Origin of the sequence: Bacillus sp. SJZ110 (assembly GCF_006715455.1) — a bacterium.
In the GTDB taxonomy this organism is placed as follows: domain Bacteria; phylum Bacillota; class Bacilli; order Bacillales; family Bacillaceae; genus Bacillus; species Bacillus subtilis.
Map to the genome: position 1 here is coordinate 73,410 of NZ_VFNF01000003.1, position 20,899 is coordinate 94,308.

At 36.5% G+C, this 20,899-nt stretch carries 17 protein-coding genes; 5 read left to right on the forward strand and 12 right to left on the reverse strand.

Annotated elements, in window-relative coordinates:
- Nucleotides 1–48 precede the first annotated feature (48 nt).
- Nucleotides 49–1,437: an aminotransferase-like domain-containing protein gene (locus tag FB592_RS10445; RefSeq protein WP_049140449.1), complete on the reverse strand. Its 1,389-nt coding sequence runs from the start codon at nucleotides 1,435–1,437 to the stop codon at nucleotides 49–51.
- A 226-nt stretch (nucleotides 1,438–1,663) separates the two neighbouring features.
- Between FB592_RS10445 and FB592_RS10450 the strand changes: the two genes are divergently transcribed.
- Nucleotides 1,664–2,536, forward strand: coding sequence for an AraC family transcriptional regulator (locus FB592_RS10450; RefSeq protein ID WP_049140448.1), 873 nt, complete (start codon nucleotides 1,664–1,666; stop codon nucleotides 2,534–2,536).
- Between the two features lie 152 nt (nucleotides 2,537–2,688).
- Here the strand turns inward: FB592_RS10450 and FB592_RS10455 are convergent, their stop codons facing one another.
- Nucleotides 2,689–3,648, reverse strand: coding sequence for a DMT family transporter (locus tag FB592_RS10455; protein ID WP_049140446.1), 960 nt, complete (start codon nucleotides 3,646–3,648; stop codon nucleotides 2,689–2,691).
- A 112-nt stretch (nucleotides 3,649–3,760) separates the two neighbouring features.
- On the opposite strand from FB592_RS10455, the gene FB592_RS10460 reads away from it, so the two are divergent.
- From FB592_RS10460 to FB592_RS10470, 3 genes are all read left to right on the forward strand, one after another.
- Nucleotides 3,761–4,642 carry an AraC family transcriptional regulator gene (locus FB592_RS10460; protein WP_038827573.1) on the forward strand — a complete coding sequence of 294 codons (882 nt, stop codon included), beginning with the start codon at nucleotides 3,761–3,763 and terminating at the stop codon, nucleotides 4,640–4,642.
- A gap of 237 nt (nucleotides 4,643–4,879) precedes the next feature.
- Nucleotides 4,880–5,743: a DMT family transporter gene (locus FB592_RS10465; protein WP_141949489.1), complete on the forward strand. Its 864-nt coding sequence runs from the start codon at nucleotides 4,880–4,882 to the stop codon at nucleotides 5,741–5,743.
- 622 nt (nucleotides 5,744–6,365) lie between these two features.
- Nucleotides 6,366–6,827, forward strand: coding sequence for a CarD family transcriptional regulator (locus FB592_RS10470; RefSeq protein WP_029317377.1), 462 nt, complete (start codon nucleotides 6,366–6,368; stop codon nucleotides 6,825–6,827).
- A 689-nt stretch (nucleotides 6,828–7,516) separates the two neighbouring features.
- On the opposite strand, the gene cspC is transcribed toward FB592_RS10470, so the two are convergent.
- From cspC to FB592_RS10520, 10 genes are all read right to left on the reverse strand, one after another.
- Entirely contained in the window at nucleotides 7,517–7,717 is a 201-nt protein-coding gene (gene cspC, locus FB592_RS10475) for a cold shock protein CspC (protein ID WP_003234247.1), read from the reverse strand.
- 273 nt (nucleotides 7,718–7,990) lie between these two features.
- Nucleotides 7,991–8,584 (reverse strand): type 1 glutamine amidotransferase family protein, encoded by a 594-nt coding sequence (locus FB592_RS10480; RefSeq protein ID WP_141949490.1) that lies wholly within the window; start codon nucleotides 8,582–8,584, stop codon nucleotides 7,991–7,993.
- A 350-nt stretch (nucleotides 8,585–8,934) separates the two neighbouring features.
- Nucleotides 8,935–9,120 carry a hypothetical protein gene (locus FB592_RS10485; protein WP_121591449.1) on the reverse strand — a complete coding sequence of 62 codons (186 nt, stop codon included), beginning with the start codon at nucleotides 9,118–9,120 and terminating at the stop codon, nucleotides 8,935–8,937.
- Between the two features lie 416 nt (nucleotides 9,121–9,536).
- Nucleotides 9,537–10,223, reverse strand: a complete 687-nt coding sequence (locus tag FB592_RS10490; protein WP_141949491.1) for a hypothetical protein — start codon at nucleotides 10,221–10,223, stop codon at nucleotides 9,537–9,539.
- A gap of 24 nt (nucleotides 10,224–10,247) precedes the next feature.
- Complete coding sequence (locus tag FB592_RS10495; protein WP_120028276.1) at nucleotides 10,248–10,424, reverse strand: hypothetical protein; 177 nt, start codon at nucleotides 10,422–10,424, stop codon at nucleotides 10,248–10,250.
- Between the two features lie 905 nt (nucleotides 10,425–11,329).
- The gene (locus FB592_RS10500; RefSeq protein ID WP_141949492.1) at nucleotides 11,330–11,683 is read right to left on the reverse strand and encodes a cell division protein CrgA; all 354 of its coding nucleotides are present in this window, start codon (nucleotides 11,681–11,683) and stop codon (nucleotides 11,330–11,332) included.
- Nucleotides 11,680–11,913, reverse strand: coding sequence for a helix-turn-helix transcriptional regulator (locus FB592_RS10505; protein WP_003240464.1), 234 nt, complete (start codon nucleotides 11,911–11,913; stop codon nucleotides 11,680–11,682). The genes FB592_RS10500 and FB592_RS10505 overlap by 4 nt, the downstream gene beginning before the upstream one ends.
- Before the next feature lie 639 nt (nucleotides 11,914–12,552).
- The gene (locus FB592_RS10510) at nucleotides 12,553–13,125 is read right to left on the reverse strand and encodes a class D sortase (protein ID WP_141949493.1); all 573 of its coding nucleotides are present in this window, start codon (nucleotides 13,123–13,125) and stop codon (nucleotides 12,553–12,555) included.
- 6 nt (nucleotides 13,126–13,131) lie between these two features.
- Nucleotides 13,132–17,811, reverse strand: coding sequence for an isopeptide-forming domain-containing fimbrial protein (locus FB592_RS10515; RefSeq protein ID WP_185739359.1), 4,680 nt, complete (start codon nucleotides 17,809–17,811; stop codon nucleotides 13,132–13,134).
- A gap of 727 nt (nucleotides 17,812–18,538) precedes the next feature.
- Nucleotides 18,539–19,012, reverse strand: coding sequence for a hypothetical protein (locus FB592_RS10520; protein WP_141949495.1), 474 nt, complete (start codon nucleotides 19,010–19,012; stop codon nucleotides 18,539–18,541).
- Nucleotides 19,013–19,175: 163 nt separating this feature from the next.
- Here FB592_RS10520 and FB592_RS10525 point away from each other — a divergent pair, with 163 nt between their 5' ends.
- The gene (locus FB592_RS10525; RefSeq protein WP_141949496.1) at nucleotides 19,176–20,897 is read left to right on the forward strand and encodes a ribonuclease YeeF family protein; all 1,722 of its coding nucleotides are present in this window, start codon (nucleotides 19,176–19,178) and stop codon (nucleotides 20,895–20,897) included.
- Nucleotides 20,898–20,899: the final 2 nt, after the last annotated feature.

The following is a 20,899-nucleotide window of genomic DNA, read 5'->3' on the forward strand; positions in this document are numbered from 1 at the left end:
ACACGCACAAAAAAGCCATACAATGTCATAATTGTATGGCAAACAATATTAGGTAAGATCGTCTAGCAAACGTCTCAGGATCATTAATCCTTGTTCAAGCTCTTCAAGTGTTTTTGGTGCACAGACAGAAACCCTTACAGCCCTTTCAGGACAACTATTGCCTACTACAAAGCGTTCAGCCGCATACACTTGCACGCCATGTCGAGCAGCCAACTCTTCAAATTGAGCGCCAGTTATTTTACCGGGTAACATCAACCAACGAAAAATGCCTGTTTCAACACCTAAACATGTATATCCCGCAACATATCGGTTTACGATTTGATTTCTGCGAATGGTTTGTTCACGATGACTCTCAATTAAGACTTCAAATTGATTTGATACAATCGTGCGAGCAGTAAGTTCAGCTAATAGCGGGGAAACGGTTATATTTAAATTATAAAGCGCCTTTGATATTGGCTCCTTATATTGTCTCGGCACTGCTACATAAGCCAAACGCAGGCCTGGCGCTAACGATTTTGATAAACTTGCAATATGAATAACCTGTTGCGGTGCGAATGAGGCGAGTGCCGGAAGCGGCTTTTTGCTAAGAAGATGGTACGATGCATCCTCAATAACAAACAGATTATATTTCTTTGCAATGTCTGCAACCATTCTTCGATTCTCAACAGACATAAAGGAAGTCGTCGGATTATGATAATCCGGGATTAAATACAAACCTTTAATATTTTCGTTTTTACACGCATATTCAAGTGACTCCGGACTCATTTCATCGTTCTCTGATTTTATCGGTACGATTTGCACACTAAGCAATGATGCAACAGTTTTTAATCCAGGGTACGTATGATGGTCAACTCCGATGCGATCTCCAGGCTTACAAAGACTCGCCAAAGTCGCAGCAATCGCATTTTGCCCTCCATTTGCAAATAAAATGTGATCAACGGATGTTTCAAATCCGCCTCTTTGGATGAGCTTTACAGCTGCATCTTTTTGCCAAAGGCTTTCACCTGCCCGGCCATAGCTAAACCATTTTTCATAATCCTCCTCATGAACCATGTTTTTTAGTTGGTATAACAAGGGCTCATATGAAGCGTGATCTGGAAGTATTGCTCCCATTTCAATTAAATGTGTCGGCTTATTATCCTCAAGTAAATACGCATTCGACAACGCATCATACGATACAAATGTGCCGCTCCCTACAGTCGCACTCAGCAGCCCTTTTAACTCACACACTTTAAATGCTTTTGAAATCGTACTCACATTTAAATCTAGATAATCGGCCAATTCTCGCTGTGGAGGAAGTTTTGTTCCAGGTAATAAAACTCCGTTTAAAATATCCTGTTCCAATTGCCCTGCAAGTGCTTTATAAATAGGCTTTTCAGCTTTATCAATCGATGGCTTCCAGCTCATCGGATAGTTTTCAAAAGAATTGATAGGCATGATACGCATCCTTTTTCACTCAATTATATGAATGTGCTGCTTATAAGACAATTATAATTATCTTTTATTGATGCCTTTTTATGAACAGCATGCTTCAATAAAACCTGTACAAATACAAGTGAATCACTTACTTTATTTCATATAAGTCATCCTGCAAAACTGTGCACAGAATGTCGGATAAATACATTTCACTCCTGTTATTCTTTGGTTAAAGGAGGCCAAATAAATGGATTTGCTTAAAAGTATGAATAGGGCGTTAAAGTATATTGAAGAAAACCTCACTAACGATATTGATTTTCAAGAGGCAGCAAAGCTTGCTTTCTGCTCTGAATATCATTTTAAAAGGATGTTTTCCTTCCTTTCATGTATTTCATTATCGGAATATATTCGTCGCAGACGTCTTACTCTTGCAGCTTTTGAACTGAAAGACAGCAATGTAAAAGTGATTGATATTGCAATAAAGTACGGTTATAACTCACCAGATTCTTTTGCACGGGCATTCCAAAATTTACATGGCATAAACCCATCACAAGCCAGACTTAATGGCCATTCCCTTAAAGCTTATCCACGAATGACCTTCCAGCTAACAATTAAAGGAGGAAATGAAATGAACTACCGTATTGAAGAAAAAGAGGCATTTCGCATCGTTGGCATTAAAAAAAGAGTTCCTATTATTTTCAAAGGAATTAATCCGGAAATTGCATCTATGTGGGAAAGTTTAGATGAAAAAGCAATAAATAAACTAAAAGAGCTATCTAATGTAGCACCATCAGGCCTCATTAGTGCATCCACGAATTTTTCTGAAGGTCGGACAGAGGAAAACGGAGAGCTCGATCACTATATTGGCGCAGCCACAACGAAACGGTGTCCAGATAACTTCTCACGGCTTGAAGTTCCTGCCTCAACATGGGCTGTATTCGAATCAATCGGGCCATTTCCGGATACACTGCAAGAAGTATGGGGACGCATTTATTCCGAATGGTTTCCATCGTCAAATTACGAACAAATAGAAGGTCCAGAAATATTGTGGAACGAGCATAAGGATGTAACATCACCATCTTTTAAAAGTGAAATTTGGATACCAATCACAAAAAAGTAATACGTTTTTCAATCAGAGAAGAAAAATTGAAGGTTCTTGAAGAAAAAATACCTAGGGCGTCAAAACCCTTGGTATTTTTGATACTGCCGAGAGGGCTCAAACTCCACCAGTGTTTTTCATTGCCGGACCGGTCATGTAAGCAAAAAAAGCCCCTATATATCCCGATTTGCATGATTCCTAATCTTTAATATCGATTTTTCACTCTCCATAGAAGGCTCTTTATGTAAAGCCAATATTAAAGTTATCCCTATAATACAAATAGCACCAATCCATTGAAAAGAACCAAATGGCGCTTTTAACCAAACGACAGTTGTTACAACAGCTGATAGAGGCTCTAGACTGCCTAGTAGGCTTGTTTCTTTGGGAGAGAGGCTTTCCAAGCTTTTTATGAAGAACCAAAACGCAATCATTGTTCCAAATAATATCACGAATAAGATATATGCATACGCCTCAGCAGTTAATCGTTGAAAATCCAGTTGCCATGGCGGATGGATAAAACCCAATGCAAAACCGCCAATAATCATAGCCCAACCTACAACGACAAGAGAATCAAATTTATTTAATAAACCAATGGCATACAAAGTATAAAAAGCTGCCGCGAATCCTGATAAAACTCCCCATACTACTGCAGCTGCCGGCACTGAAAGTTGAGACATTGAACCATTTGTTAACAAAAAAAAGCAACCCACTAAAGCAAGTACAACAGTTATGATATCTTGTTTGGTAAGAACCGTTTGTTTTCGCAACAGCGTGTAGATAATGACGATTACTGGGGATAAATATTGCAATAACGTAGCAACGGCAGCATTCCCATGTTGAATGGATGCCATATATGTGTACTGCACAGCTAGCATTCCCAATAGGCCAAAAATAAGAAGCTGGCCAGCCGACGCTTTGTGTTTCCACACCTCAATAACCTGAGACCGATCCTTTCTGAACAATTGCAGCATTAAAAGTAACATTCCAGCCGTAAGCAAACGTGTCGTTACAAGCCAATTGACATCAATTTGATATTCTTGAAAAAGTTTTTTGGCTACTGTGCCTCCAATTCCCCAACATGTCGCCCCTGTTATAACATAGAACAATCCCATTTTTCTATTGGAAGTAATCATACATGACTCCTCACTAATAAATATAATAATAGTGTTATAATAAATGCAAAACATGATAAAAAATACTCAAATTGAATGAAAAAATATAAATATATTGAGGTGAGAAGTCAGAATGAAGAATTTTGCGATCGATCAAAATTTAAAAGAATTAACAGAGCACCGAACGGTAGAATTACCAGTTGCCTGTTACAAGACAAGGATCAATCAAAATATAAATGGCTATATTCCGCTTCATTGGCATGATGAAATCCAATTTGTTTTGATACTAAAAGGAATAGCTCTCTTTCAAATAAATGAAGAAAAAATAGAGGTTCACGAAGGGGATGGATTATTTATCAATAGCGGCTGCCTGCACATGGCAGAAGAAAAGGAAGGCTCGGATTGTACGTATATTTGCTTAAATGTGTCACCCCATTTCGTTTTATCTCAAGAACTGTATTCCAGCTATGTTCAGCCCTATATGTTTTCAACCAATTTGCCCTATTTATTTTTGGATGGAAATCAACAGTGGGCAAAAAATATTCTAGATGCTGTTAAAAAAATAAATCAATTGGTTCAACAAAAGCCATCGCTCTATGAGATTGACATTACAATGCAATTAACGTTAATGTGGAAAAACCTGGTCGTTAATGGTTTTCAATTAGAGTACGATCAATCTGAAATGATAAAAAGTCATCGAATGAAACAAATGTTAAACTGGATCCATCTCCATTATGCTGAAAAAATCACATTAGAGGACATTGCAAAAGCTGGCCAACTGAGCCGTTCTGAATGCTGCCGTTATTTTAAACGAATGCTGAATAAGACGCCATTACGTTATGTAATGGATTATAGAATTCAAAAAAGCTTATTATTACTGCAACACCCTGAATCCAATGTGACAGAAGTGTCTTATCAAGTTGGATTTAACAGTACCAGTTATTTCATAAGTAAATTTCAACAAGCGATGAATATAACGCCATTATCCTACAAAAAAATTCATATGAGACATTAATTCATAAGGTTTATTCTATTAATAAATGGAGTCCCCTTAAGTTGTTTACGGCTTTAAAACCAACATTGTATAATGATAGTCATTCTTAAAAATCGAGGTGATCATAACATGTTCTTAGCTCCACTATTTGAAAATGATGTTCCAGTAGCACTTCTCCGCCCTTAATGGAGTAAAGTGACTACTTCTCTCCGTTAGGGCATTTATTGACCTAATTTTAAATACGGAGGGAACAAGAAAATGAAAAATACCCTGTTAGGTTCTATATATTTAGCTTTAGCCGCTAGTATCTGGGGTGGCATGTATGTTGTGGTAAAGGTTGTTGTCGCAGTAATTCCGCCTTTTGAATTGGTTTGGATCAGGTACGTCATCGCCATCCTTGCGCTCCTTATTGTTGGTTTGATAAGGAAACAACCTTGGAAAATTCATAAGCGTGACCTTTTATTAATGGTTGCCATTGGAATTGTTGGCAACACCATTTCAATTGTTACACAAGAATATGGAACGATGTTGTCTTCAGCACAAATGGGAGCAATTATTACGTCCTCCACACCAGCGTTCATGGTTATTTTTGCTCGTCTATTACTCAAAGAACCATTGACTATCAAAAAAGGAACCTCAATTATTTTAGCGACCATAGGTGTATTCTTTATTGTGGGAAACGGACATATTGATACATCTCATCAGCTTGGCGGTATTTCTCTGCTTGTTGCAGCCCTTACATGGGCACTTATGTCAGTGCTTATCAAACGCGTTCCAAGCAGTTATTCACCAATACTTGTTACAACATATTCAACTTTTGTTGCCATTGTGGCGCTAACTCCTTTTGTAAAACCTAGCACCATTTTTACATCACAACTGCATGACCCTAAAATTCTAGGTTGCCTTTTGTATTTGGGAATTGTTTCAACCGCTTGTGCTTTTTTATTGTGGAACCACGGCTTACAATTATTAAATGCCTCAAGTGGAGGCCTCTTTTTCTTTTTTCAGCCTCTGGTTGGAACCTTACTCGGATGGATTCTGCTTGGAGAACAAATAGGCGGGACATTTTGGATAGGTTCGTTTTTAATTCTTAGCGGTGTTTTATTAGTCATTAAAGAGTAAGAAAAAGAAGTGAATTCATAACAAAAAAAAGCCAACTATTTTATATAGTTTGCTTTTCAATTAACCTTGTTCTTTCCCCTTTACTTCTTTATGTTCTGGTCTTCATTTATAATCTCTCCTTTCTTTATTTTTCTTCTCGCCTCAATACCCATTTGAAGGTTGTCAATTTCCCTGATAATAATGCCAATCTCGGTGGCAAAATGTTCAATATCCACAAACCTTTTTCTGTTCGCAAGATAAGTGAAAATGTATCATTAAGTAAGTGGGCCGTTATCCATATCAAATCGGTAAAGAAATTAGAACTTAATCATGTGCTTTAAATATTTTTAGCTGACATTTCACGAATATCGTTCCTTCTTATCTACTCAAATCATATCTGTGATCCATTGAGCCAATGAAAAACTGATCTATGTTAATTAGTCGAAGTTTTAGGATATACACGGATCAATTGACCTTTTCCTTGATTGGAAATCCGACACGTTCCCTATTGTTTTTGCTTGATCTGTTTTTTTTAAAAAAGTTATTGACATCAAAAATTCGATCATGTTATTATTAAAATTTTGATATTGCACCTCCATATATGGTAATCTTAAGAAGGTTACCATATATGGAGGTGGATGATATGTTTCAAATTGGCGATAACATTGTTTATCCAATGCACGGAGCAGGTATAATTGAAGCCATAGAAGAAAAAGAATTTTTAGAGGAAAAACAACAGTATTATGTCATAAGAATGTCAATCAGTAATATGACAGTTATGATTCCAACGCGTAAAATATTGAGTTCGAATATCCGACCAGTTACCGATATACTTGCATTAAAACACATTATGCACATTTTTCAGCATGGGGAATCAGATAGGTTACTGCCATGGAAGCAAAGGTATAAAATAAACACGGACAAAATAAAAACGGGTGAAATACAAGAAGGCGCTGAAGTTGTACGTGATTTAATGCGTATGAAGAAAGAAAAAGCACTTAATGCAAGCGAAAAAAAAATGCTGGATAATGCATATGAATTTTTGATTAGTGAACTGGAAGTAATTAAAGGAATCACTGAAAATCAAATAAAAAGTTTCGGTTAGATAGTGTATTGCATCCCAAAAAATATTTCGGAATATTATGATGAAAAGCAAAACTTCTCCAACTTATGTTTAGAACATTAACGACCTCTTTTGTTATTCCTACATTCTAATCCATTTTTATTATTTACATTTCTTCTGCGAAGATTGAAGTTTTACCAAAAAACTCAATAAAATAGTCACTTGTTTTTAGTATCCTGATTCACACTGGCACGGACAAGGAGCCGTAAGGATGGAAGAGAGGTAGGGCTTTCATTGTTTTAGGTATCTCTAAGTGATTATTTCCAGGAGAAAAAACAATCGATCTCCTCATTATTTTTAAGAATTTCTTATATCCACTGGCACATTGAATAATAATTGTTTATCGTCTTCTCATAAAAGAGATATGCGAGTTGATAACATCTAGATGAAACCATTTTTATAATTCATCTAATCTTACTTAAATGAACGAACAGGTTAGTGAAAAAAAGAGTTATCTATATTTGAACAAAACATTAAATATTTTATATACATTCCGCATCTTGTCAATCCAGTATGTTATACTGTAAACAAACCTTTGAAGTTTTAAATCTTTTTCTATTACCTTGTAGCATCTCCCTACTCGAACGTTGAGTAGGGTTTTTTATTGAGTATGAATAGACATAAAAAAACAGGCCCTATATAAAGAGCCTGTTTGTATAAACGATTGAAGATTAAGCTTTTTGAACGTTAGCAGCTTGAGCTCCACGAGCACCTTGCTCAACGTCAAACGATACTTTTTGACCTTCGTCTAAAGATTTGAATCCGTCACTTTGGATTGCAGAAAAGTGTACGAATACATCGTCTCCATTTTCGCGTTCGATAAAACCAAAACCTTTTTCTGCATTAAACCATTTAACTGTACCTTGTTCCATTTTTGTTGCCTCCTAGTGTGTAACCACACAGTATATACTATCCTTGCCCAAAGTATCATCAAGACGAAAAGTCAATCTTCATACTATCCTTTACACCGAACAAAAATAATTCTTCTTTATTATATCAGGAATCGGAAATAACTGCAAATTAATATTTCCGATTTATTCATGACATTATTTGTTAAACTTGACCTCAAATCATCTTTCTTTGCTTTATTAGGAAATTCAACTCAATCGCAAAGCCCCCTATTCGGGAAAATCATTTCCAGCAAATTAATCAACAAATGGATTTCCATATTTAACACAAAAATGATAAAAACCATAACGATTCATATACATCATTTTCTCTATGTTCTCAGGAGTGTCAAAATCAATCATCTCTAAAATTAGACTAGTAAATTCAATAGGGGCAGTTCCATTAGCGGTAACCAAATTTTTATCTCTTACTGCTTGTTTCTCTACAAAACTGCTAATCGGTTTATATTGTTCGTAATCTTTCCATAAGTAAACAAAATTACCTGTATGGCTATGATTATTCAGCAAACCATTCTTCGCCAAAAAATCCACTGCACCGCATATCGCTGCTATTGGAATGTTTTTTTGAAATGCAGTTTTTACAAAATGTAATAGTTTTTTATTATCATTACTCCAGGAATTCCCGCCAATCATAACTAGCAAATTAAAATTTGCAGGTTCTAACCCTATTATGTAATCGACAGATGTTTTAAAACCACCTATTGAGCTTACAATAGGGTCTAAAGAAACAGTGTGAACCGACCAATCTTCTCTTTGATTTAATGCAGATGCTAAGTAAACACCTTCCCAATCTGCATACTGGTCTAATATAAGAAATAACGCCTTTTTCACAACTATATACCGCCTTAGATTATAAGTTTTTTATTATCCAACCTTTTCGATTTGTTACGAAGAAAAAATACTCTATCTTCCGTCCCTGCCCCTCCCCAACAATTTGGGGCAGGTGAGTGCGATAAAGAGGAGTGTTCATCACATTCCTGTAATCTTTGAGTAACGTTTCCTCTTGCTTCAACATTCATACGATAATATTCATCAGAAAGCATTAAATCTCCTGTTCATGAAAATAATCAACGCCTTCAATTGATTATATAAGCTGTAATCTCCAATTTGTTTCGTTTTTCAAGGAATAATAAAGAAGGATACTACATAAGTAACATCCTTCTTTCCCAACTTTATGACTTTTAATTTGCTTGCTGTGCTTGTTTTACTGATTCTTTGCTAAAAAGTCCAACAATATTCCACAACACAATTACAGAAGCTATTATTAAACGAGTAGTACTGACTTCTTGGTTAGAAAATAATTTATAACCATATATTGATCCCAATGCTACTATACAAAAAACATTGAACCATTTACTCCAACGCAATTAAAAAACTCCTTTTTAATTAATTACATCTCCATACAATCTATATACATTTATTATAGTACCAGTATTTTATTGAAAATATATAAAATTTTTCAATATCTAATCTTAAACCTTTCTTAACTGATCCTACAAATCATTACTTTCACACTTGTTACGTTGGCAAAATAAAAAGAAGACTACACGTCCCTTTTTATGCTTTGACTTCCATATAAACTTTTGAGCTTGGCATTCAACCGTCCGGCTAATATCTTATTTTTAGAATGTGTAGCGATACATAGAAAAACTAAATTAGCAAGAAAAAAACATGTTATATCAAAATTAAACCAAGTTTTTTCCAAGATTCCTCAGACGAGGGATTTTACTTCTGTATAACAAAAAATCACTTTGTCCTTTATAAAGACAAAGTGATTTTAAAATTAGCTATTAGGTAAATCTACTTTTGCAGGAGTACTTGTCCAAGGTTTGCCCATTTTCTTTTTATGAGCTTTATCTTCAAAAAATTGAACTGTAGCATACTGATACCAACTATCAGTCATTGCTCCTTTTTCGTATAAATCATATTTATAATACGCATCAGGGATTTGTTCTTTTGCCCAATAAGAGAATAAAATAGTGGCAGCCTTACTCCCCCATCCCAAGCCAGGGACAATACCGACTAATGACATTGTAACTGATAACGCATTTTTAGCTGCTTTTGTATGCCCAGATAAAGTCCCCACATAATGGTATCCTTTTTTAGGTTTTGCAGCCTGTGTTGTGAATTCATTAGATTTCAAATTATTGTTTTCATAATTTGTTCTGTTAGCAACATTTTCATCATACTCAAAGTTTAAGCCTTTTTGTTCTATGCCATCGACTTTTACAGTATGATCATTTCCGTTCATCTGAACTTTGTGAGTTTCATTTCCACTCACATACTCAATTTCAACTAATTTCCCGTTTGACGATATCTTTTCACTTTTCATTTTGTAATGTAGAGCTAGTTCTTCGTAAGAAGGGGTTGTCTTAGAGTCCTCCTTAGCAGAAGCGTAACCTGCAGGTAAAAGTGAGCCTAAAGTCAATGATGCAGCCATAACACAAGTAATAACTCTTTTCTTTTTCAATTAAAATCCCCCTTGTGTTACACCTTACGAATCTGAATTACTAAATAGTTGCTTAATTTTATAAGCAATTACAGCGAGGTATAAAATTGCAACAAACACTAAAACTCCAGTGCCATAATCAGTTTTTGCAACTAGAAAAAGACTTAACACACCGAAAATAATGTACATTACAATATCAAAGATATTTTTCTTGTTGTTCATTTAAACTCCCCCGTTTAGCAATTGATTCCAGGTGCATATTTGATTGCAGCCCCAGTGTATTAAAAACTTACAATTTTGTCCAATCCGAACTCTCTGGCAATATTACTTTAATCATATCGCAAAATAATTTTTTGAATTATTTTCAGCACACCTACTCTAACATGATTCTTTTTTGATTTACATAAAGAATCGAAAAATTGAGTCATTTTTCCTTAGAGAATGACTGTGTGTAAATCTTAAAAAGGACTATTCATTCATTTTGAGAATTAGAGATACATACGCTAATCATTTTATTTTCATTAAAATCCTTTTCGTGTTTGTTGATAATATGGAGAGGTGATGAAAATGTTCAAAAAAGAAAACAGTTAGACTGAACTTAATGCCAAAGGAACACAGTACAATAATAAAAGTGATAAATAATTATCTCTTCCGTTCATTACATGCTCTCTGAATCCTGTTCTATGTAGGATACCGCTTTTTGAATTATTTGGTTTGGGGATACAGGGGAATATTAAATATAATAAGTGGTTTTAAATAACTGGTGAGTATTGGTTAGCATACGATCTTCCATAGTCGTTTTTCTGCATAAAAAAATAACACCAAAGATGGTAAACCCTTGGTATTATTGGGATGCGGTCGAGAGAACTTGAACCTTTACGGGTTATTCCCCCACTGGGCCCTCAACATAGTAAATCCATAACATTAGTTATGAAAGCTTATTTTCATTACACTTTCTAACTTCATTTTACATCATCTCTATAAGTTTGTATGAATTATGGTTAATAATTGGTGAGCAAAAACCCACTTCCTCACTTCTCCAAATCTCATTATAAAATGATTCATATTCGTTCCCTCTCCTAAAACAATTAAAACTTCAGAGACACTATCTTTCTCGGTAATTGAATTTACAAAAAATCTTTTTTATATCGAACGGCTAGATAGATTCCTGAAGCTAATAAGGCAAGAGAATATTTAAATAAGAAGAAAACTTGCCACATATATTCTTTCGGGAAAATCAAGTCGCACAAAATTACTCCATATAACATAAAGAGGGCACTTTTTAATGATATTTGATTTGTTCTTTCGTCAGCCTTACCCATTTTTTTAAGAAATACGAATGTCAGAATCAATCCGACTACAAGCAATACAAACCCACTGCCAATAAGAATATTCCAATTTCCCGGAGAATGTTCAGCCCAGGACTTTAAAGGGGGAAAAATTGCGTTGGTGATCGTATCTGTGATCGAATTCATTTTCATTTTTGATCATTTCCTTTCTCATAAGTAAAAATCTCGTTTACATCCACATTAAAAAATTCGGCAATTCGAAAAGCTAACAGCAGAGTCGGAACATAATTTCCTTTTTCCATTACAAAGATGGTTTGTTTGGAAACCCCGACTTTCTTTGCTAATTCTTGCTGAGACAATCTGGCAAGTACACGATATTCATAAACCTTATTTGAGATCGAATCACCAAAATCTTTCTTCATGACCATCACCTCTTGAACCAAATTATAAACTCACCTTATATAAAAGTAAAGTAAACTTATACAAAAATATAAAATACTTTTATGTTTATTAAGATTACTTTGATTTAATCATGAACCAGAATGCAGAAAGAACCTGACGAAATTCATGATTCCGTCAAGTTCACTAATCGATCTGGTGTAATTTGTGGTTCTTGGCGGTACATTTTATGATATTCAGTGATGCAACAGGTGATCAATTTCCAAAAACAACAGTAAACGGTTCTGATGGTGCAAACCGAACAACAATTCTTGGTTATCACTCTGAAGGGTAGACAATTTTAAAAATAAGCACAAAAAATACCAAAGGTCTACAACCCTTGGTATCCTTGATGCGGCCGAGAGGACTTGAACCTCCACGGGTTATTCACCCACTAGGCCCTCAACATAGTAAATCCATATCACTGGTTATGTAAGCTTGTTTTCATTACACTCCCTATTTTGATTTTCCATCATTTCTATACGTTTATATCAATTATGGTTAAAAAATGGTGAGCCAAAACCAATGAATGTCCTTACTTTTTTCGCCTATTTTGATTAAGAATTTTATTCCTTTCTTATTATAAAAAGGCTGACGAATTATCGTCAGCCTAATCTTTGTTCTCATATCCGTTTTCCATAAATGATATACCGCTTTGGTGCATTTCCGATATATGAAAAAGGGTAACAAGTAGTAAGGATAAGCTCCTCTTTGTTATGCTGCAGCGTAATAATAGACGTATCTTTTTGGTCTACAATTTTTGTTTTGTCTATTTCATATGAAAAACTTCCATATGGCAGCTTAACCTTTAATTGATCACCTTTTTTCAGTTCTCCCGTTCGGCGGAAGACTGTATCCCTATGACCTGATAGAACAATCTGCCCGTTTTCATCTGGATAATAGCTTCCTTTGTAATGCCCGACTCCTTTTTCCAAATCATCCGCATCGGTTCCCTCTACAATCGGGAGCTCTGCGTCGATCTTTGGAATCTCCAGAATACCAACTGCCTCTCCGAACTTAGGCTTAAATCCTTCTTTTTCTGAGCCGCCGCTTTTTCCAGAAGGACTCTTTAGTGCAAGTTTTGCCTCATCTAAAGTTTGTTCTGTCTTATGATTGATGTCCACCACTTTCCAGACTCCGTAACCTGTAAAAATGAGTCCAGCAATAATGATGCATATAGGAAGATATTTCTTCATGCAACATCAGGCATTTCTTTTTCTTCTAAAGTACCAGAGTGCAGTTCCTGCTACTAACAATACCAAACCAACAAGAATCAGATTATACGTATTTGTTGCTGTATTTGGAAGCTCATTTCCTGATTCTGTTCCCTGATCTTTGTTTGGATTATTAGGATTGCTTGGTTTTCCAGGTGCCTCTGGTTTGTCAGGTACAGGGTCCTTCTGTTCGACAGTAATATCTACTTTAGGCTTATCTGGCTTATCGATACCACTGCCTTCTACAGTTGCCACGTTTGTAATCGTTTTGCCTTCATATCCCGACTCAATTTTCGCTTGGAATGTCACAGTCCGCCACTCAGTATCAGTGACATCGCCAAAGTTAGCAGTAACCTTGCCGTCCTTGATTGTTGCTTCTCCGCCGTTGCTCGCTTTCAAGCTGCCTTCAACATACTTCAATCCGGCTGGAAGATCATCTGAAATCACCAGATTTTCTACTTTACCGTCAGATACTGTATTTCGGGTTTTAATGGTGTAGACTACCGTATCCCCGGCTTCATACTTTTCCTTATCTGAATCCAAGTTCTTCACTGTTTTTTCAGATTCTAAAACAGGAATTCGCGGATATACCTTCACTTCATGGCTTGGTTTATCAGGAGTCGTGATATTGTCACCGCTGATGTTTGCAGTGTTGACGATATCTTTACCTGCTTGACCAGACTTCACTTTTGCTTCGAATGTCACAGAGTGCCATTTCGTATCAGTCACATTGCCAAACTCACCTGACGTCTTACCGTCGGCATAATATCCTTGATCATCATCTTGATCATCACTTACCGCAGTACCATCTACTTTCAATGTTCCTGAAACATATTCTAATCCTTCAGGAAGGGAATCTGAGATGACAAGATTTTTGACAAGACTGTCTTCCATCGTGTTTCGGGTTTGGATTGTGTAAAGAAGCGTGTCGCCAGATTCCGGATGGTCCGCATCTTTATTTCCATCAGCTTTTTCCTTAATGGAGGCTGTTTTCTTTGATTCTAATTTTGGATCTTTCGGATCGACTTTGATGTCTGTTCCCGGTTTATCCGGTGTGTCGATATTGCCCCCGTCAACGGTTGCCACGTTTTTAATCGTTTTTTCCGCATAGCCGGATTCGATTTTCGCTTGGAATGTCACAGTATGCCATTCTGTGTCTGTAACATCACCAAAGTTAGCTGTGATTTTGCCGTCCTTGATTGTTGCTTCTCCGCCGTTGCTCGCTTTCAAGCTGCCTTCGACATACTTCAATCCGGCTGGAAGTTTATCTGAGATAACAAGATCAGTTACTTTACTGTCTGCTACTGTATTTCTTGTTTTAATGGTGTAAACAACCGTATCTCCTGCTTCATATTTTTCTTTATCTGAATCCAAATTCTTTGCTGTCTTTTCTGACTCTAAAACTGGATCTTTCGGAGAAACTTTGACCTCTTGGCTTGGTTTATCCGGTTTATCGGTATTGTTACCGCTAATGCTAGCCGTATTGACAATATTTTTACCTGCTTGACCAGCTTTTATTTTTGCTTCAAATGTTACAGTATGCCATTCTGTGTCAGTCACATCACCAAATTGGCCTGACACTTTGCCTTTTGTCACATCACCTTTGTCGTCGTCTTTAGCATCAGTAACCGCTTTATTGTTTACTTTGAGTGTCCCAGAAACATATTCGAGTCCTTCTGGAAGTTCATCTGAGATGACGAGATTAGTTACTTTACTGTCTGCTACTGTATTTCTTGTTTTGATGGTGTAAACAATCGTATCTCCTGCTTCATACTTCTCTTTATCGGAATCCAGATTCTTCGCTGTCTTTTCTGACTCTAACACTGGATTTCTTGGATAAACTTTGACTTCATGGCTTGGTTTGTCTGGTTTATCAATATTGTCACCTGTGACGCTGGCAGTATTCACAATTTTCTGATCATTTTGTCCAGCTTTCACTTTCACTTCAAAGGTAACAGTATGCCATTCTGTATCAGTCACATCACCAATTTGACCCGACACTTTGCTGTCTGTCATATCGCCTTTATCATCATCTTGGGCGTCACTGACGGCTTTATTGTCTACTTTTAGCGTTCCAGAAACATACTCTAGGCCTTCTGGAAGTTCATCCGAGATGACGAGATTTTTCACCAGACTGTCCTCAACCGTGTTTCTCGTCTGGATTGTATAAAGAAGGGTATCTCCCACTTGTGTCTGGTTCTCTTCTTTATTGCCATCTGCTTTTACTTGAATACTTGCTGTTTTCTTTGACTCTAAGACAGGATTCCTCGGATAAATATCAACTTCATTTTTCGGCTTATCAGGAGTTTCCATGTTACTGCCAGTAATGCTAGCCATATTTTGAATTGTTTCGCCAGCTTGGCCAGCTTTCACTTTCGCTTCAAAGGCAACAGTATGCCATTCCGTATCAGTCACATCACCAATTTGACCTGACACTTTGCCGTCTGTCATATCGCCTTTATCATCATTTTGGGCATCGCTGACTGCTGTACCGTCTACTTTCAAAGAACCTGAAACGTATTCTAATCCGTCCGGAAGTTCATCTGAGATGACGAGATCTTTCAGCAGACTGTCCTCAATTGTGTTTCGTGTTTCGATTGTATAAAGAAGGGTATCTCCTACTTCTGGATGTTTCTCATCTTTATTGCCCTCCGCTTTTGTCTGAAGGCTTGCGGTTTTCTTCGATTCTACATCCGGCTTTCTTGGGTAAATCTCAGTATCATTGCTTGGCTTATCTGGTGTCTCGATATTACTGCCTGTAACGCTAGCTGTGTTCTTAATCGTTTCACCAGCTTGGCCAGCTTTTACTTTCACCTCAAAGGTAACATTATGCCATTCTGTATCAGTCACATCGCCAATTTGGCCTGACACTTTGCCATCTATCACATCACCTTTGTCATCGTCTTGAGCATCGCTGACTGCTGTACCGTCTACTTTCAGAGTGCCTGAAACGTATTCCAGTCCATCTGGTATGGCATCTGAGATTGTAAGGGCTTTTACCTCACTGTCTTCTTCTGTATTTCGTGTTTGTATTGTGTAAAGAAGCGTGTCTCCTACTTCTGGGTGGTCAGGATATTTGTTTCCTTCCACTTTTTCCTTAATTGCTGCTGTTTTCTTTGATTCTAAAGCAGGGTTCCTAGGATACACTTTCACTTCATTATTTGGCTTATCCGGTGTTTGGATATTATCTCCTGAAATGCTTGCCGTATTGATAATATTTTTTCCTGCTTGACCAGGCTTCACTTTCACTTCAAAAGTCACATTATGCCATTCTGTATCAGTTACATTACCAATCTTTCCTGACACTTTGCCATCAGTGTATTGTCCTTTGTCGTCATCCTGATCATCACTGACAGAGGCACCGTCTACTTTTAGTGATCCTGGAACATAGTCTAAGCCTTCTGGCACCATATCTAAAATAGCAAGGTTTTTCACCTGACTGTCTTCAACAGTATTTCGGGTTTGAATCGTGTAAAGAAGTGTATCTCCGACTTCCGGGTGATCCGCATCTTGGTTTCCTTCCGCTTTTGCCTTAATAGCCGATGTTTTCTTCGATTCAAGTACAGGATCTTTAAAAACAACCGGAGTCGTTACTTCGTTTGATTCGGTTTTTTTACTTGTATTCGTTAATAAACTGTCATAGTTTATTTGCGCTTTGTTAGAAATTTCCTTACCGACATAACCTGCCTTGGCTTTCACTTTAAACTGTACAGTCATCCCATTAGGCAAGTCGTTCGTGTTAGGTAAATTTCCTAATGTAATATTTACTTTATTGCCATCGAAATTGCCTTCATCACCATCTGATGCATCAGTTAAATTCTTTGTTGTCGAACCGTTAATTAATTTTAATGATCCCGGAACATATTCAGTTCCCTCTGGAATTGCATCGGAAAAGCTTGCATCAGCAGCAACGTCTCCACCTTGGTTTTTGACTTGAACTGCATATGTTAATTCATCTCCGGGATGCACCTCACCCTGTGGAGAGACTGACTTATTTGCCGTCACACATGGTTCTGTTCCAAGGAAAATATCATCTAAAAAGTTACCGTTTCCTATGCTTCCACTGGCTGAACTCACCGCTTCAAAACCGAACCGGGTTGTAGTCTGTCCTGCTGGTACAGTATAAGAACCTGTATGAGTTCCCCAAGCTGTTCTCCCATCAGACATTTGTTTTTGGACGACGGTATCGTACGGGTTCTGAGTCGCTGCCCCGATGCGGACCTGCATGGTGTCTACTCCTGCCCGCCCCATGTGAGATAGGCGCCAATAAATGGTTTGTCCTGGCGTTGTCTTCACATCTTGGTACAACATCCCGTTTTCCATGGCGTTTAATTCTGCCCAACGCTTTCCATCAGGAGGTGCAGGATAATCCTTTGCACCAGAAGGAAGATTCTGAGCATGGTTCCATATTTCAATTACTTTATAGCCAGCTGCATCATCAGTCGTCTTCCAGCCAGGAACCTCGGATTCGTAATAATAGATACCCGAACCATTGACTGCAGATCCTCTCGCAGCACCTTGCTCAAAGCTTCCATTAATCAATGCGACTGGAGCTGGACAAGTCGTATCTGCACTTTGAGTGACCTCTGTATTATCTTCAGCATGAATATGATTTGGCAAAACAGTCAACACATTGCCAGCAATCAATAACAAGACTGCAAAAATCATTAGGGTTTTCCTAAGATTCAGTATGTAAGATTTAGGCACAAAGCCCTTTTTCATAGACTCTCACTCCCATTATTTAATTGTTTTATGAATCTACCTCCCGATAAATTCATACTAATTGGAATATTCGTTCTTTATATGACCTCCTCTCAATTTAAATATATAAAATAAGTACATCTTTTACAATGTGACAAAATATTCATATATTTGTCATAAAATAAGGTTGGATTGCAAAAAACATCAAGTATTTGTCGTAATTTGTCAAGGTTAATTAGTACTTTTTTGTTTAATTTTGTTTGAATTCCTAAGAAGTGTTTTGTACATGTGACTCTATTGATTGTTAAAAAACAGGAGAAAGAACAGGATATTGATTCAACTCATAAATAGAAAGGGTTTGATAGCTCTAATACAAACAAAAAAAGATACCAATATAGTTTGGTATCTACTTTGTTAGTTCCAGTCCCTCAATAAAGTGAAACTGTTTTTTCTGTTACAAAACCTTTATATATCAGTGTTTGTTTATTTTGATTATAAGGTTTTATAATGATTTATTCATATTGAGGAGTAATAATGGAGTAGCGGTCTTCTTTAAAAAAATTACCTTATTATTGATGTTTACTTAGTAACAGCCCTGCTCGAAGTAATCGGTAAGGTGAAAAATTAAGATACACATAAAAAAAGCAGGCGCGTTCACCTGCTTTTTAAATATTCCTATTAGAGTGTTTTAGCTTTATCCTAAACTTAAAATTCTTTTTATTACATTAGGAATAACAAATGCACGTTTGATTTCTTTATTTACTTGAATAATGTCTTTTTGTGTTTTCCCATTCTCTTCCCAAGTGACTTCTACCTGATAATTATTGGTCGTATTTGGCGGATCTGCCATTATCGCTACTGCTATTTCTTTCGCATTCTTTGGTTCATCTGTTGCGTCACCTGATGCCTCAACAACACCATTTTCTTTAAACACAACCTCTTTTACTGAAAACTCAGAATCCCTTTTCCATGTAATATAAACCGCCCATAAGTCTTGCCTTGCCAGATCTATGTCTTTTTCAGGAGAATATATAACACTCCATTTTCCATCTTTTGAATTCCCCTTTAATATAGGAGGCTGGTGGGTGCCAGCATAAATAAACCATGCTAAAAAAACTATCAGTGCAACAGAAACAATACTCGCTAAAATAAACTTACTTTTTTTCATTATTAACTCCAATCTCTATATGTAATAAATGGGATGTAAGCTTATTTTACACCAATGAATTCTCATTACGTTCAATTCATTACCTGTCCTTAAATAACTTTTTAGAACTTCATGACTTATCCACGGTAATATTTAGATATAAAATCACTGAAAGGATTGGACAATGAAGGTATTTGAAGCTAAGTCTTTGTTATCTGAAGCTGAAAACCGAGCTAAAGATTATAAAGAATTGAAAAATCAAATGATTAAGCTAAGAAAAGCATTTAAGGCTGTTGCTGATCTTGATGACAATGAATTCTCTGGCAAGGGAGCAAACAATATCAAAGCATTTTATCATGATCATGTGGGTGTCACTGATCAATGGATTGATTTAATTGAAATGAAGATCGCTTTCCTTACTAGTATTTCCGGTGTTTTAGAAGATGCCAGCTTATCTGATGCATATATCGAGGAATCCTTCTTAGAACATGAATTAGCAAACGCATATAAAAAATCAAAATCAATTATGTCTGAGCAGAAGAAAGCAATGAAAGATATTCTGAATGACATCGATGACATTCTTCCACTTGATTTATTTTCAACAGAGACTTTTAAGGATGAGCTCTCTTCTGCCGAAAACAAACGGAAAAAGACTGTTGATAAAATAGGCGATGTGGACGAAAACTTAAAAACTGAATATGCAATAACTGAACCTAACGAACAATTCATTAAAGCAGACTTTCAAAAGTTACAGGTATCAACAGATAAGGGCAAGAATGCTACACCCCTTCACTATAATGCCAAGGCATATCGTGAGAGCGATATACATAAGAAAAAAGGCGATATCGAGAAGCAATCTGAAGCTTATTTGAAGATCAAAAAAGAAGAAGCTAAAAAACACGAAATAAAAGATTTGAAAAGACAGCTTGTAAAGGTAACAGATCCAGACGAGTATTTAAAAATTGCGAAGAAAATAGGGTACGAGAATTTGGAACCTGACCAGCAAGTTTATTTCCGCCAACTCGAAGAACTCCAACAAAAAGCTGAAATTGGAAAAGGTATTGCAGTGGGAATGTATGAAGCAGGTAAAGATACAGTGATGGGTCTCTATCAACTTGCAAGACACCCGATTGAATCGCTTTCTGGAACTGTGAACGCAGCCTTACATCCAATCGATACTTATAAGATCATAGCAAAAGACATAGAAGACACATTTCAACGTGATATGATTAATGGAGATAGCTACAGCAGAGCAAAATGGGTTTCCTATGTAGGCAGTACTGTTGTTCTTGCAATAGTTGGTCCGAAGGGTATTGATAAAGTATCCAAAGTTACAAAAGCCGGTTCAAAAGTTGCTGCAATTAAGACACTTGAAGCTTCAAAAGCAGGATTAAAAAAAGGTATTGAATACGTTAAAATACCAAATGTTTTTGAACAACAGTATGCAATGACTGGTGGTTCAGGGACTTTTCCTTTCAACGTGATTGATGGAGACAACTATAAAAGCTCTGCACTTGAAATATTCAAGACCTCATCTACTGTACAAGGATTAAAGAAAGCTAAGCCACATGAAGTTGTAAACGAATTAAAAACTTTTCAAAGCAGAAAATACATTTTCGGAGGACAATCATTCCTCATAGACAAACGAGGAATGAAGCATATTTTAGAGCGCCATCATCCTAATTTATGGGATGGTTCAATTAAGTCTCAACAATCTTTTCTTAATAAAGAGATGACTGTTAACGATGTTGCAGATGCGATAGAATCAATTATGAAACAAAACCGTGAAGAGTTAACAAAAAAAGGAACTAAATTTAGTTATCAAATTCGAGGAACATATGAGGGTCAAAAATATGTTGTTGGCTTTCAAAAAGGAAGAGTAGGACAATTCTATCCGGAAAAATAGGA

Coding starts and splice junctions, on each gene's coding strand:
- FB592_RS10445 (WP_049140449.1), bottom strand. CDS start 1,437: ATGCCTATCAATTCTTTTGAAAACTATCCGATGAGCTGGAAGCCATCG.
- FB592_RS10450 (WP_049140448.1), top strand. CDS start 1,664: ATGGATTTGCTTAAAAGTATGAATAGGGCGTTAAAGTATATTGAAGAA.
- FB592_RS10455 (WP_049140446.1), bottom strand. CDS start 3,648: ATGATTACTTCCAATAGAAAAATGGGATTGTTCTATGTTATAACAGGG.
- FB592_RS10460 (WP_038827573.1), top strand. CDS start 3,761: ATGAAGAATTTTGCGATCGATCAAAATTTAAAAGAATTAACAGAGCAC.
- FB592_RS10465 (WP_141949489.1), top strand. CDS start 4,880: ATGAAAAATACCCTGTTAGGTTCTATATATTTAGCTTTAGCCGCTAGT.
- FB592_RS10470 (WP_029317377.1), top strand. CDS start 6,366: ATGTTTCAAATTGGCGATAACATTGTTTATCCAATGCACGGAGCAGGT.
- cspC (WP_003234247.1), bottom strand. CDS start 7,717: ATGGAACAAGGTACAGTTAAATGGTTTAATGCAGAAAAAGGTTTTGGT.
- FB592_RS10495 (WP_120028276.1), bottom strand. CDS start 10,424: ATGAACAACAAGAAAAATATCTTTGATATTGTAATGTACATTATTTTC.
- FB592_RS10500 (WP_141949492.1), bottom strand. CDS start 11,683: ATGAAAATGAATTCGATCACAGATACGATCACCAACGCAATTTTTCCC.
- FB592_RS10505 (WP_003240464.1), bottom strand. CDS start 11,913: ATGAAGAAAGATTTTGGTGATTCGATCTCAAATAAGGTTTATGAATAT.
- FB592_RS10510 (WP_141949493.1), bottom strand. CDS start 13,125: ATGAAGAAATATCTTCCTATATGCATCATTATTGCTGGACTCATTTTT.
- FB592_RS10515 (WP_185739359.1), bottom strand. CDS start 17,811: ATGATTTTTGCAGTCTTGTTATTGATTGCTGGCAATGTGTTGACTGTT.
- FB592_RS10520 (WP_141949495.1), bottom strand. CDS start 19,012: ATGAAAAAAAGTAAGTTTATTTTAGCGAGTATTGTTTCTGTTGCACTG.
- FB592_RS10525 (WP_141949496.1), top strand. CDS start 19,176: ATGAAGGTATTTGAAGCTAAGTCTTTGTTATCTGAAGCTGAAAACCGA.